Below are 14,381 nucleotides of genomic sequence, written 5' to 3'. Positions count from 1 at the left end.
ATCAATTTTATCTTATTACAGGCCAAAACTTGGTAAGAAATGCAATGCAATTGTGATAAATTACGCCCGTAACAAAAATATCCTTTGCGGATTTCAGAGATAACAAGGTGATGCGTATTTTTGGGTGCTATGACAGAACAGGAAAAACTTCGGATAGATAAATATTTGTGGGCGATACGACTTTTTAAAACACGCAGTATGGCTACCGATGCTTGTAAAGCCGGGCGGGTGAAGTTAAACGGCCAAAATATTAAGGCATCTGCAATTGTGAAAATTGGCGACGTTTACCAGGTTTCCAAAGGAATTGAAAAAAAAATAATTGAAGTTGTTGATTTTTCTTATAACAGGACAGATTCTCCCACAGCTTTAACAAAATATAAGGACTTAACTCCGGTTGAAGATACACACAGTTTTAAAAGTGTATTTCATGCGCCGGTTTTAAGGAGAGATCGCGGAAGCGGAAGACCGACAAAAAAAGACCGGCGCGAAACCGATGGTTTAATAGATGGTTTTTTTGAAGAAGATAAAGAGGAGCAATAAGCTGAATTTTGTGGCTTCTTAAAAAAATTGACTGCGATATACCATCTAAATGCATTTAGCTTTACGAAACATTGGGATATGCGTTTTTGTGCGTTTTTTATTTGGAAAAATGCACAAAATGAGGATCTAAAATCTATATATTTACCAGAACGAATAGTGAGCGGGGCTTTTTTGCATTTTGATGCGTGTTTATTGATGGTAAATTCGGCTTTAGATGAATAAATCTCTACAAAAACTCCATGATATTAGTAAATCTGAATCGAGAATCATTATCGGATTAATGTCCGGTACATCTTTAGATGGTTTGGATATTGCACTTTGCGAATTTTCTGGCAGCGGTATTCATACTACTATCCGGCTATTAAATTTTAAGACGGTAGATTATTCTGCTGAATTTAAAACAGAACTCCGCAAAATTTCTTCTCAACGCAAAGTAGATTTACAAAGTGTTACATTGATGAATGCTTATATAGGCAATTTCCATGCAACGCTTATTTTACAGGCACTCGCCGAATGGAATGTTGCACCAGAACAGGTTGATCTGATTGCCAGTCACGGACAAACAATCTACCACGCGCCGAAATCTATCCACCAACTGCCAAATTATCCAAATGCGACATTACAAATTGGCGATGCCGATCATATCGCTGTTAAAACCGGCATTATAACGTTAAGCGACTTTCGGCAAAAACATATTGCTGCAGGCGGAGAAGGTGCGCCATTGGCTGTTTATGGAGATTATTTAATTTTCTCCAGCGAAACCGAAAACCGTATTCTGCTCAACATTGGTGGTATTGCCAATTTTACTTTCCTGCCGGCAGGTTTCAGCTTTGATAAAATCTTCTCGACAGATATCGGCCCCGGAAATACATTGATGGATCAATTTGTTCAAAGAAATTATCCAGGTAAATTTTTTGATGATGGTGCAAAACTGGCAAAAAGCGGAAAAGTAAATGAACCACTACTTGAAGCACTTTTGTCTGATTCTTTTTTTACCCTCAGTTTTCCAAAAACTACGGGGCCAGAATTGTTCAACCTTAACTATCTGAGCAGTGCTTTGGAAAAGCTAAATGTTTTTCCGGCTAACGAAGATATTTTAGCCACGCTGGCAGAGTTTACCGCAAAAACTATTGCCGATGCAATTGCAAAATCATTAACAAACCAAGAAAATTTTGTAGTGTACATGAGTGGCGGAGGCATGCACAATCCACTTGTTCGCGAAAAATTATCTGCGTACTTAAATTGCGAAATGAAAGACACAAACGAGCTGGGCATTAATCCGGATGCAAAAGAAGCTGTTTTATTTGCGCTTTTGGCCAATGAATGTGTTGCCGCAGAAGAATATAGCTACGCTAACAGGCCGGAGATGCCGGCAGTAGCAATGGGCAAAATTAGTTTGCCGGGATAAAGAATTATCAACCCTAAACAACCATAAAACTTAAAATATGAATAAAAATTTACTAACCAGGCTGGTCAGGCCCAGTCTTCTGATCGTCCTTTTTTCTTTGGTACTGTTTGGAACAATTTACGCGCAAAGCGGGCCCTACTTAATCAAAGGAAGCGTTAAAGATGCAAGAACCGGAGAAGCCCTACCCGGCGTGAGTATCAAGATAGAAAATACAACAATTGGTGGCGCAACAGATGGAAGTGGAAACTTTCAGTTTTCAGCAAAATTAGGTGCTGGGAAATATCAATTGGGCTTTAGTTTTCTTGGCTACAGTCCGAAAAACCAGGTTTTAATTCTTGGAGATGAAAAAACAATAACCATAAATGCTACAATTAATGAAGATTTGGTTCGGCTAAATGAGGTTGTGGTAACCGGAAATTCGGTGGCAACAAGTCGTAAAACTTTAGGCAACGCCATTTCTACCGTAAGTTCAAAAGATCTCGTCAATAGTAATGCAACCTCAATAGATCAGGCTTTGGCCGGTAAAGTTGCAGGTGCTCAGATTTCTCAAAATTCTGGTAATCCGGCAGGAGGGATCAGTATTCGTTTGCGCGGTTCAAGTACAATTGTTGGCGGTGGCGATCCACTGTATATTGTAGATGGTGTAATTGTTAATAACAATTCGGCAGAGTTGCTGGATTTGGGCGGATATGCACAAAATCGTTTGGTAGATATTAACCCAAATGATATAGACCGCATAGAAATTATAAAAGGTGCAGCTGCGGCAGCCATTTACGGCTCGCGTGCCAGTAATGGGGTAGTGCAGATTTTTACGAAAAAAGGTAAGGAAGGCAAACCGGTAATTACTGCGTCTACAAATTTTAAAGTAAGTGAGGTACGTAAAACTCTGGATGTAAATACGTATCCATTTCGCTTTAACAATACAACAGCAACAGATTTGACACAAACCGCGGTACAGCGATATGATTATCAGGATGATATTTTTCGGACAGCTTATGGTTCAGAAAATAACGTTTCGGTTTCTGGAGGAAGCAATGGAACTCAATATTATGTAAGTGGAAATTATCTGTTTAACCAAGGGATTATAGATAATTCTGATTTTAGCAGAGGCGGTGCAAAAGTGCGCGTAGATCAAACGATTACCAATTGGTTGAAAATTTCTGCTGGTGCAAATTACGTGATCAGTTCCAGCCATGAGATTCCAAATGGTGGTTTAAATGAAGCGTACGGAGCATTAACGGGATTTATTTTTGCCAATAATTATATCAATCCAAATCCGGTTAACGGCGTTTATCCTTCTACATCTCCCGTTGCGGTTCCGCGTACAAATCCGCTTGAGGCAATTAACCGATTTGATTTTCAACAACGTACAAGTCGTTTTATTGGTAACTTTCAGGCAACCGCAACACCTGTTAAAGGCCTAACCATTAACTACACTTTGGGATATGATAACGCAACACAAATTGGAACAGGATACATTCCGGTAGGAAATACAACACCAACCTACAATACCGGATATTCTAAACGTGCAGACCGTACAACTTTTATGGTCAATAATGACATTACGGCATCTTATCAAACAAAAATTACCGATTGGCTAGAATCAACTTCCGGTATTGGCGCTACTGCACAAAATGAAAAAGTTTATCAAACCGGTTTAACAGCTACGCAACTTGGATTGGTTGGTCAAACAGTAAATAATGGGGTTGTTATCGGAACAGAAGCGCGTTCTACCATTAATGTAATGGGCGCTTATCTACAGCAAACTTTTGGTTTGTGGGATAAACTTTACCTTACTGCAGCTTTAAGAAACGATGTTTCTTCTGTTTTTGGGCGAGATAACCGTTCTCAGTTTTATAAAAAATTTAGCGGAAGTTATGTTTTATCTAACGAGAAATTCTGGCAGGAATCTAAAATTAAAAATGTGATTTCTAGTCTGAAAATTCGTGCTTCTTACGGTGAATCCGGAAATTTAACTGCTTTAGGTGCATTTGACCAATATACCAATTATCTACCTGCAAATTCTGGCGGTCTGCCAAGTGTATATTCTTCAACTTTGTTGGGGAACAGTTCAATTAAGCCCGAACGACAAGAAGAATTTGAGGTGGGTACGGATATCAGTTTCTTTAATGAACGCATTGGATTGGAATTTTCATACTACCGCAAAAATGTGAGCGACCTGCTTAATTTGGTGAATTTAACGCCAAGCACAGGTTTCAGTAGCGAATATTTGAATATCGGTACAATGACCAATCGCGGTTTGGAGATTATGCTTAGAGGTGTTCCGGTACTTACCGATAAAGTAAAATGGAACATTGTAGCCATTTATTCACGGAATAAAAACGTGGTTGACAACATTCCGGGCGGTGTACTTTCTTTCGCAGGTGGTTTTAGTCAGGTAGCTGCGGTGAATGGTTATCCAATCGGCGCTTTCTATTCGACATATTTCGCCCGCAATGCGGATGGATCTATTGTAACAGTAAATGGATTGCCACAACCTGCACGTGGTGCAAACGGCAGCAATTTGCGCAAAGTAATTGGCGATCCAAATCCGGATTGGACAGGATCATTAATTAATGAAGTTAGTGTTGGCAAGCATTTTTCTTTCCGTGCGCAGATAGATGCCTCTATCGGTGCCGATGTATTCAACTTTACGCGCCGAGTAGGAGATCGCGATTTATATGGTGGATTAAAAGGTTATGAAGCAGAACTAAGAGGCGAAGTACCAAAAGGAACTTCTGCTGCTTTATTTTCCATTTTCGAAAACTGGATAGAAGACGGCTCTTACGTTAAACTTCGCGAAGTTTCCGCTTCTTATGATTTTAAACCTAAATTTTTGAAAAATGGCAGTATGAAGTTCAGCGTTGCCGGAAGGAATTTATTTTCTATTGATAATTATAGTGGTTATGATCCCGAAATTAACTCGGCCGGACAAAGTACTGCTGTACGCGGATTCGACTTTGTTGAAGTTCCAATACCGAGACAAATTATTGTTGGATTAAGTATGACCTTTTAAAAACCTTAAAGAAATCAAAAATGAAAAAGATATATAAACTGAAACTTACTTTACTGAGTCTGATTTTAATTTTAGGCGGCAGTTGTAAGTTAGATGTATTAAATCCCAATGCACCAACAGAAGCAGATGTGCTTACAACGCGCGAAGGTATAATTGGGCTGAGTGTTGGCTTGCGTCAATATTACTCAACCAGCGGTATTGCTGCTTCCTATTTTTATCCGGCGGTTACCGCCAGAGAACTTAAAGGAACGGCAACTTTTACCAATACTTTAGAACTTGAAGCTGGTGGTACCGCCTTGCCAACCGCAAATGGAAATGTACTTGCATTGTGGTCCAATATGCAGAAATTGATGAGTATGAGCGAAGATGTTATCAACAATGCAGGAAATATCAGCACAATTACTGGTGGCACTTTGTCTGGTATACTTGCGCATGCAAAACTGTATAAAGCCATTGCGTTGGGCACTTTGGCGGTTTCGTTTGAACAAAGTAATATCAATACCAGTAAGGCTGGAAATGCGCCATTTTATGCACGCCAGGCGGTTTTAACTGAAGCAATCCGGTTGTTAAATGAAGCCATTGCACAAATTAATGCTACGCCGGTTTCTGCAGAATTTACAACAAATGTTTCGGGCACAAACTTCAATTTAAAAAATGCTTTATACGCATTTAATGCGCGGTATAATTTGATGGCCGGAAATTATGCTGCCGCTATTACAAATGCCTCGGCAGTAGATTTAACCAGTAAAAGTGTATTTACGTACAGCACTACAACCGTAAATCCAATCTGGAATACTGCTGTTACACTGCAATATTATACGCCACAAGCCAACCTGGGTTTGCCTACTGCTTTATTTGAAAGTGGAGATAAACGTGAAGCTTTTTATATTACCACCACCACAACAACAACCGGTACAACAACTACAACAACCAGAAAGCTGAATGCTTTTGCAACCAATCAGATTGGAGAAGTGCCCGTGTATATTCCAGATGAGATGAAACTTATCCGTGCAGAAGCGATTTTAAGAAACAATGGAACATTGGCTGATGCATTGGCGTTGATTAATGAAATCAGAACACAAACCAGTGGAGATGTTTTTGGTATTTATCCAGGTTTGGCAGCCTATAACGGAACAGTTTCTAAAGATGCGCTGCTACTGGAAGTATATAAACAGCGTTGTGCAGAGCTGTATTTGAGCGGACAACGATTGGAAGACAGTCGCAGGTTTGGCCGTCCGGCGCCACCAGCAGATATAACTGAACGCAATCGTAATTTCTATCCTTATCCAGATCAGGAAAGACTCACCAATCCAAATACTCCGGCAGATCCGGCAATATAATTTTCAGAGGATACCGAAAGGTATCCTCTCTTTATTTAATTTTTCTGATATGAATTTTCGTGCATCAGTAAGTATCATTTTTCTAATGTTTCAGTTTAGTTTTTTAATGTCTTCGGCACAAAAACATACCGAGAACTTGAAATATCTCCTTCAGGAAAAAAAGGAGTGGAATGCAATTGATTTAATACACAACGCGAATGGGAAGATCCCGCTTTTGGCACTCGAAGATGCACAGATAGCTAGTGTTAATCTTAGTTTTACCAACAACACCATTTTTGATAGTTTAGCGAGTAAATACGCGGATTTGACGCGGTTGCCAAAAATCTACACCCAAAATCAACAAGATTTAAACCTATTGAACGATGATTTAAAATTGTTCAATGTGATCATCCTTAAAACGTCTGAAGGAATTACAAAACAACTAACTCAATTTATATCTGAACTTGAAAAGCAAAAACAAGTTGTTGTGGTGCAGGTTGGCACCAGCAAAGATTCTGTGGAGGTAAATGGTTTCCAATCTGTTTGCATCCAAAGTATTTACAATACGCCGATTACCGCCACAATTATACCACAACTTATTTTCGGCGGTTTGGCAGAAGGAAAGCAGGCCACGCGTTTGCATTATACAATTCCTGAATTTGTTGGCATAAACGAGTCTGATCTGGATAGCATTCCGATAATCATCCAGCAGGCAATTGCAAGTAAAGGCACACCTGGCGCAGTAATAGCCGTGATAAAAGACGGAAATATGATTTACAACAAAGCATTTGGTTCGCCAACATACAGCAAACAACGCAAAACAACTATCGATGATATTTTCGACATGGCTTCGGTTACCAAACTCGCTGCCACAACGATGATGAGCATGAAGTTGTATGACGAAGGAAAACTTTCTGTAGATAGTCTGGTTACAAAATACATCGCCAGGACGCGGCAAATGCCAGAAAAGCAAAACTTGAAAGTCAAAGAAATTTTGCTCCATCAAGCGGGTTTTTATCCGTATATAAAATTTTATGAACGATTAAAACCTGGAGACACCGATACCACATTTTCAAAAAAATACCCAACGCAACTGGCAGACAACTATTATCTGAAAGCCAATTATTTTCAAGATGTAATGTGGCCAGAAATGCTCAGCGATAAATTATTAACCAGAGGGAAATACGTTTATAGCGATTTGAGTATGTATTATATGAAAGAAATTGTAGAAAAAATTTCTGAAGAAACGCTTGATCATTATACTTTCAGAAATTTCTATAAGCCTTTAGGAATGAAAACTGCCGGCTTTCTGCCGCGGAAAAGATTTTTGAAAGAACAACTTATACCGACTACAGAAAACGATGGCTGGCTGCGCAAAATGCGCGTTCAGGGTTTCGTAAATGATCCGGGTGCAGCGATGTTAGGCGGAGTGAGCGGTCATGCGGGTTTCTTTGCAAGCGCAAATGATATGGCGATTCTGGGTCAGATGTGGTTAAATAAAGGGACATACGGAGGTGCAAATTATATTAAGCCCGAAACCATCATGTATTTTACTTCCAATCAATCAACAGTAAGTCGGAGAGGTTTGGGTTTTGATCGTAAAGATCCCGATCCAACGAAAGCATATCCTTCTAAATTGGCTTCAGCTGAAGTTTTTGGTCACACGGGTTATACCGGAACAGCTATTTGGGTAGATCCTAGATACAATCTCGTTTATGTGTTTTTATCAAACCGCGTGTATCCGGACGATAAAAATAAAAGTTTAAATACCTTGAATATTAGAGGCCGTATTCAGGATGTAATATACCGTGCAATTTTAAATGCTAAGAAACAAGAAAACTAAAGGACAGCGGTTAAGCGGCTTTTCTTTTTTTGCATCAAGGAAATAAATTATATAAAGCCAAAAGGATGATGGAACGATTTCGACATTGTGCCTGCAAATTTTGTCAAAATTCTCCCTTTTTCCATATGTTAGTTTAAAGACAAGGTCAGATAAAAAACAAGAGTACTGCAAGTTTTTTAATACATATTGCTGAGATTAGGAAGATAGAATTGCCTGACTATTTTGAGTTGTTTTGCGCATATTCAATCAGGCTGCGTTCAAACATTCGCATACGGTAACACATCATTGCAGTCTCGCCAAGTTTTTCTATTAATTTATAATTTGCAATTGCACCAACGGCAGCGCCAACAAATGGGAGAAGTTGAGCCAACTTAGCCAAATCAATATAATCGCGGTATTGTTGCTGAAAAGTAAGCCAATCAAAATCATCAACGTTATTTGGTAAAGCATGTGCCTGCTGATCCCAATTCTGGATTTTGTGAAAAACTTTCTGACTTTCTTCTTTGCTGGAAAATGCAAGCTGGAAGATATTCAGGATAAATAAACGCTCGCGGTAATCTTTAACATCGTAACCATATAAAGCGGCGATATCAAAGAGCAATTTCATTTTAATTCCCAGTAAAATCGGGAAATCTGCCAGGCTCATCAGAAAACCACCCGCCCCTGTTATTCCGCCTTCTGCAGCCCCCGTCTTTTTATAAGCTTCTATTTTTTGTTTAACTAAAGCCTCGGTGTGGAGTAGAGATAAATTATTTGCAGGCAATGCTGTTGTATATTTTGATCCAAAAAGCACTGCTTTAACCATCTGTTTAATTGCAACGGTGATAGCGTTATGTATTTTGTCCGGGATATAACTATTAATCTTCTTCTGAATTTTATCTGTTGCTTTGCTGGCAAATGATGGTTTTTTCAATAATTTGAATATCCAGAAATCTAACTCGCTTTTGGTTTTTTCTTGGTATGTCATAATTACTTAGTGGCAATAATCATTCCTAAAAGGAAGTGCTTAAATCATTAAAAATCAAATACCTATCGCCTTAATATTTTAGCAGATATGACAGAGCGTTACAAAACTTATTTGTTAAAAAATGGCGATAATGAAAAAGCGTTTAAAACAGCCAAAGAATTTATTAAAACCGGGAAAGGTTCTGATCCCACAAAATCAAAACTTAAAACCCTGTTTATAGGATTAAAGAAGACTGGAGATTTTGAAGGCTATTATGCTGGATTACTAAAAGTTGCTCATGAAAATGATAAGGCTGTTTGGGCGAAAAGAATGATTAACGATGCTGCCCCCGATTTTCCATTTTTTAATTTAAATGGCGAAACTGTGCAACTCAGTGCTTTAAATGTAAAACTGTCATTCTGGAATATTGGGCATCCTGGTGCGGGCCTTGGGTTACATCATTTCCTGGAATTCACTTGGCTATGATCAAGTATAAAGACAATCGGAACATCATTTTTCTGTTCTTAAATACTTTTCAACGGGAAAAAAACAGGGGCGAGGTTGTAAACAAGTTTCTGCAGAATGGAAAATATCCGCTTAACGTCTTCTACGACACCAAAAATAAAGAAGATGAAACTGTTTTTGATGTGGGCACTGCATATAACGTAACCGAAATTCCTACAAAATCTAATCCGGGCCTGATGGAAATATAATATTCAAGTTTGTTGGGTATTCTGGTTCAGATCAGTCGGTATCGCTGAAATTGGAGATGATGATCAGTTTAGCAAACGAAACATCAGGTTTGGCAAAATTCAGGTAAAAAGATCGGCTCATCATTTTTGATCAGCCGATCTTTATTTTAATAATGTTTTTTGGTTTCGTTTTTTGTCCACAGGTTAAAAGCAGCAAGTGCATCTTCTCGCATCAATTGCTCTACTGGCAAATTTCTGTCTTGCTGCGGTAAATCCAGTTCATCGTAAATAAACTTATCGCTAAATCCAATTTCATCCGCATCTACTTTGGTGTTGGCATAGAAGATTTTTCCAATACGCGCCCAGTAAATGGCACCCAAACACATTGGGCAAGGTTCGCAACTGGTGTAAATAACACATCCACTTAAATCAAAGGTATTCAATTCTTTACAAGCCAACCTAATGGCCGATACTTCTGCATGTGCCGTAGGATCATTTGTTGTGGTAACCAGATTTGCAGATTTTGCTACAAGTTTACCATCTTTTACCACTACAGCGCCAAAAGGGCCACCAGTATTGTTGTTAACATTATTTATGGATAGCTCAATCGCCATGCGCATAAATTCTTCGTGATTGTTTTCCATAATAAATCTATTGCACAAAAAAAATGCCCCGAATCGGGGCATTTAGAAAATTATTAAAATCAGATTATTTTTTGCTGTATTCAGCATTCAAACCTTTAATTACCTCGTTTGTAACATCAAGACTTTCATCAGCAAATAAAATTGCGCTGTTGCCTTTAGAATAAGTTAAAACCATTTTATATCCTTTTCCTTTAGCATATGTTTTTAAGTAATCTGCAACTTTATCATATAGCTTTTCGGTTTCTGTAGCTTGTTCATTTTGTAAAGCACCACCAGCATTTTGCTGATACGTTTGCAATTCCTGTTGCTTACGGCCCAAACGTTCTTCGGTAGCTTTACGTTGATCTGCAGATAGTGTACCTGCATTTTTTTGGTATTCGGCTACCTCTCTTTGAAATGCCTGTCCTTTTGATTGAATATCACTTTGGGCACTTTTTGTTTTGCCTTCAAATTTAACTTTCAAGTCTTTATAATATTCATATTTGGTCAAAAGTGAATCTTGATTTACAAATACGATTTTTTCGCTGGCAGAAGCAGCAACAGCGGCACTATCTGTTTTTGTTGTCTCAGGTTTAGTTTCTTTGTTTTGGCATGCAGAAAAAGCTGTAATCAAAGCAGCGGATGCAAATAAACCAAAGGTTTTCAAATTTCTTCTTTCCATTATTGTTTAATAAATTTTAGCAAACTTATATAAAATTGATATTAATCGCAATTTTATAAAAATGTTAAAGATTTAGTCTTAAAAATGAATACTTCGCGGCAATTGTGCTTACAATTTTGCACATTTTTTTAGTGCCAGGCCAAATGTTTAAAGAATAATAAAACTTTTTTTTATAAGAAATCACACCGTTTATTCTGAAGATTTTTATGCAGGCTTGCGGGTTCATTAACAGGCATTTTGCAGCGTTTTTATCACTTAAAACTTATCCACATATTGGGCTATATGGCTAAAATTTCGTATTTTTGATACTTATAGTTTTATAATTATTTATGAGCGAAGAATTAGAAGATAAGTCGAATTATTCGGCCGATAATATTCAAGTTTTAGAAGGTTTAGAAGCGGTGCGTAAGCGCCCTTCAATGTATATAGGCGATACCGGCGTTAAAGGTTTGCACCATTTGGTTTATGAAGTTGTAGATAACTCTATTGATGAGGCACTTGCCGGGTATTGTACCGATATTTTGGTTACCATTCATGAAGGAAACTCTGTAACCGTAGAAGACAACGGACGTGGTATCCCAACTGGAATCAATAAAAAGGAAGGTAAATCTGCCTTAGAGATCGTAATGACCGTGTTACACGCCGGTGGTAAATTTGATAAAGATACTTACAAGGTTTCTGGTGGTTTGCACGGTGTGGGTGTAAGTTGTGTTAATGCACTTTCTACACACGTAAAAACGGTTGTTCACCGCGAAGGAAAAATCTTTACGCAGGAATATGAACGCGGTAAACCTATGTTTGATGTTAAGGAAATTGGCGTGTCTGACCGTACAGGTACCATTCAGACTTTTCAGCCAGATCCGGAAATTTTTACGCAAACACTTGAATACAAATACGATACATTAGCAGGCCGTTTGCGTGAACTTGCATTTTTGAATAAAGGGATCAAATTAACGCTAACAGATGAACGCGAAACAGTTGAAGATGGCTCTTTCCTTTCAGAAACTTTTCATTCTGATGGTGGTTTAAAGGAATTTGTTGCTTTTCTAGATGGAACACGTGCTTCATTTTTACCAGAGCCCGTTTATATCGAAGGAATTAAAAATGGTATTCCGGTTGAATTGGCTTTCCAGTACAATGACAGTTATTCTGAGAATGTCCATTCTTATGTAAATAATATCAATACACATGAAGGCGGAACGCATATTGCTGGTTTCCGTCGTGGTTTAACACGTACGCTTAAAGCCTATGCGGATAAATCTGGTTTATTGAAAAACCTTAAAATGGAAATTACCGGTGATGACTTTAGAGAAGGTTTAACTGCTGTAGTTTCTGTTAAAGTTGCTGAACCTCAATTTGAAGGTCAAACCAAAACCAAACTGGGTAACAGCGAGGTAATGGGCGCAGTAGATGTTGCGGTTGGCGAAGCTTTAGGATATTATCTAGAGGAAAATCCTAAAGAGGCCAAATTGATTATAAATAAGGTAATTTTAGCCGCAACTGCACGTGCAGCAGCACGTAAGGCACGAGAAATGGTTCAGCGCAAAAGTGTAATGGGCGGTTCTGGCTTGCCAGGGAAATTAGCCGATTGTTCTGATAGCGATCCTGAAAAATGTGAGATTTTCCTTGTAGAGGGAGATTCTGCAGGTGGAACGGCTAAACAAGGCCGGGATCGTAACTACCAGGCTATTCTTCCATTGAAAGGTAAAATCCTGAACGTGGAAAAAGCAATGGAGCATAAAATTTACGAGAACGACGAGATTAAAAATATGTTTACAGCAATCGGTGTAAGCATTGGTACTCCTGAAGATGATAAGGCATTAAACATGACCAAACTTCGCTACCACAAAATTGTAATCATGACCGATGCGGATATCGACGGTTCACACATTACAACTTTGATTCTTACTTTCTTCTATCGTTACATGCGTTCTTTGGTTGAGGCTGGTTATGTTTACATCGCTTCTCCACCTTTGTATCAAGTTAAAAAAGGCAAAGACTTTGAATACTGCTGGAATGATATTCAGCGTGATGCAGCAGTACAACGTTTAAAAGGTGCAGGTAAAGAAGATAGTGTTCATATTCAGCGCTATAAAGGTTTGGGAGAGATGAACGCAGAACAATTGTGGGATACGACTTTAAATCCCGCTACGCGTACACTTATGCAGGCTACTATTGAAAGCGCTGCAGAATGTGACCATACTTTCTCTATGTTAATGGGCGATGAAGTTGCTCCACGTAGAGAATTTATTGAACGTAATGCTAAATATGCCAAAATTGATGCTTAGGAAATAAACCTCGTATCAAATATTTTTAAGCCTCTTTAGCATAAGCTAAAGAGGCTTTTTTTGTAGTAGTAGTTCGCCTTTTTTGTCTTTAAGTCACAATTTACTTTTCAGGCTATTCCGGTCTACATAAATATAAAGTACAAGCGTGAACAGACTGTAGAATAATAAATTGGTAGCGCCCTGATAAACAATCAGGACACTTAAACCAAAACATAGGAAAATAAACGTAAGCACAGATAGAAACAAAGCGCCTTTAAGCCAAATGGCTGGTCGTTTAAGCAAAAATTCACCTCGTACGAAACTGATCAGCAACATGATTGTTGCCGTCAGCTCTAAAATTCCTAGAAAATAAATAAATGGTTTTATTCCGCCAGGTAACTGAGCTAAAAAGCTGTCTTTAAACATTATTATATATTTACCTACAACAACGTCTCCATTTACAATTTTTTGCCAGCCAGGAAAACCCATTGTATAGAAAACGCCAATGTAAATTGGTAACAGTTTTATTTTATCGTAAAAAGTATCTTTCGATGCCTTATTTTCAATAAATTCAGTATAAGCCAATACAATATATAAGATTACAAGGTGAAAATATAAACCTGCTGAAGCGGGGTGATTGGAAATGACACGTACAATATAACCATGAATGAGAACTGAAATGATTACAGTGAGCAACCCCCATTTTAAAAAAGTTTTTGGTTTATTGAGTTTAAATTCTCCAGTTATTAGAGAATAAAATAGGATCAGCACAGCTAAAAGCTGAAAGCCGCCGACACTATATAATAATATTTTAAAAAGTGAACTTACTATTGGTATTGCGGGTTTGAAGCCATAAATGTTGATATAAGCAAGCTGCGTAACCGAGTCTGAGGAGATTAAATTAAAACCATTGACAAGGCTTACCAGGATTAGTACCAAATATATGGGAAGAAAAATTAAATGATTAAATGTGTACTGCTGATGGTTTTTTAAATATTTCATTTTATGGTAGTTTTAAACCAAAGTTATACCTAAAACACGGCTT

12 protein-coding genes are annotated in these 14,381 nt (G+C 38.1%); 8 read left to right on the top strand and 4 right to left on the bottom strand.

From position 1 onward, the window contains the following. Nucleotides 1-129: 129 nt before the first annotated feature. From ACJVDH_RS13860 to ACJVDH_RS13840, 5 genes are all read left to right on the top strand, one after another. Complete coding sequence (locus ACJVDH_RS13860; RefSeq protein ID WP_443944003.1) at nt 130-540, top strand: RNA-binding S4 domain-containing protein; 411 nt, start codon at nt 130-132, stop codon at nt 538-540. Nucleotides 541-754: 214 nt separating this feature from the next. Next, entirely contained in the window at nt 755-1,948 is a 1,194-nt protein-coding gene (locus ACJVDH_RS13855; RefSeq protein WP_443944002.1) for an anhydro-N-acetylmuramic acid kinase, read from the top strand. A gap of 37 nt (nt 1,949-1,985) precedes the next feature. Then, nucleotides 1,986-4,964 carry a SusC/RagA family TonB-linked outer membrane protein gene (locus ACJVDH_RS13850; protein WP_443944001.1) on the top strand — a complete coding sequence of 993 codons (2,979 nt, stop codon included), beginning with the start codon at nt 1,986-1,988 and terminating at the stop codon, nt 4,962-4,964. Nucleotides 4,965-4,984: 20 nt separating this feature from the next. Beyond that, nucleotides 4,985-6,304, top strand: coding sequence for a RagB/SusD family nutrient uptake outer membrane protein (locus tag ACJVDH_RS13845; RefSeq protein WP_443944000.1), 1,320 nt, complete (start codon nt 4,985-4,987; stop codon nt 6,302-6,304). A 49-nt stretch (nt 6,305-6,353) separates the two neighbouring features. Then, nucleotides 6,354-8,126 (top strand): serine hydrolase domain-containing protein, encoded by a 1,773-nt coding sequence (locus ACJVDH_RS13840; RefSeq protein WP_443943999.1) that lies wholly within the window; start codon nt 6,354-6,356, stop codon nt 8,124-8,126. 217 nt (nt 8,127-8,343) lie between these two features. Here ACJVDH_RS13840 and ACJVDH_RS13835 read toward each other — a convergent pair whose 3' ends face one another. Continuing rightward, nucleotides 8,344-9,093, bottom strand: a complete 750-nt coding sequence (locus ACJVDH_RS13835) for an EcsC family protein (RefSeq protein WP_443943998.1) — start codon at nt 9,091-9,093, stop codon at nt 8,344-8,346. Between the two features lie 111 nt (nt 9,094-9,204). Between ACJVDH_RS13835 and ACJVDH_RS13830 the strand changes: the two genes are divergently transcribed. Both ACJVDH_RS13830 and ACJVDH_RS13825 read left to right on the top strand, forming a co-directional pair. Next, nucleotides 9,205-9,558 (top strand): hypothetical protein, encoded by a 354-nt coding sequence (locus ACJVDH_RS13830; RefSeq protein ID WP_443943997.1) that lies wholly within the window; start codon nt 9,205-9,207, stop codon nt 9,556-9,558. Beyond that, on the top strand, nt 9,555-9,785 hold the full coding sequence (locus ACJVDH_RS13825) for a hypothetical protein (RefSeq protein ID WP_443943996.1): 231 nt from the start codon (nt 9,555-9,557) through the stop codon (nt 9,783-9,785). Before ACJVDH_RS13830 ends, ACJVDH_RS13825 begins: the two co-directional genes overlap by 4 nt. Nucleotides 9,786-9,931: 146 nt before the next feature. On the opposite strand, the gene ACJVDH_RS13820 is transcribed toward ACJVDH_RS13825, so the two are convergent. Beyond that, nucleotides 9,932-10,408 carry a nucleoside deaminase gene (locus ACJVDH_RS13820; protein WP_443943995.1) on the bottom strand — a complete coding sequence of 159 codons (477 nt, stop codon included), beginning with the start codon at nt 10,406-10,408 and terminating at the stop codon, nt 9,932-9,934. Nucleotides 10,409-10,472: 64 nt separating this feature from the next. After that, a complete protein-coding gene (locus ACJVDH_RS13815) occupies nt 10,473-11,069 on the bottom strand; it encodes an OmpH family outer membrane protein (protein ID WP_443943994.1) in 597 nt (198 codons plus the stop codon). A gap of 329 nt (nt 11,070-11,398) precedes the next feature. Between ACJVDH_RS13815 and gyrB the strand changes: the two genes are divergently transcribed. Beyond that, the gene (gyrB, locus tag ACJVDH_RS13810) at nt 11,399-13,357 is read left to right on the top strand and encodes a DNA topoisomerase (ATP-hydrolyzing) subunit B (RefSeq protein WP_443943993.1); all 1,959 of its coding nucleotides are present in this window, start codon (nt 11,399-11,401) and stop codon (nt 13,355-13,357) included. 93 nt (nt 13,358-13,450) lie between these two features. On the opposite strand, the gene ACJVDH_RS13805 is transcribed toward gyrB, so the two are convergent. After that, on the bottom strand, nt 13,451-14,338 hold the full coding sequence (locus tag ACJVDH_RS13805; RefSeq protein WP_443943992.1) for a hypothetical protein: 888 nt from the start codon (nt 14,336-14,338) through the stop codon (nt 13,451-13,453). Nucleotides 14,339-14,381: the final 43 nt, after the last annotated feature.

This window comes from Pedobacter terrestris (genome assembly GCF_052343045.1).
Taxonomy (GTDB): Bacteria; Bacteroidota; Bacteroidia; order Sphingobacteriales; family Sphingobacteriaceae; genus Pedobacter.
The sequence above is the reverse complement of the archived record's forward strand: the minus strand, read 5'-3'. Positions and strand labels throughout refer to the sequence as shown.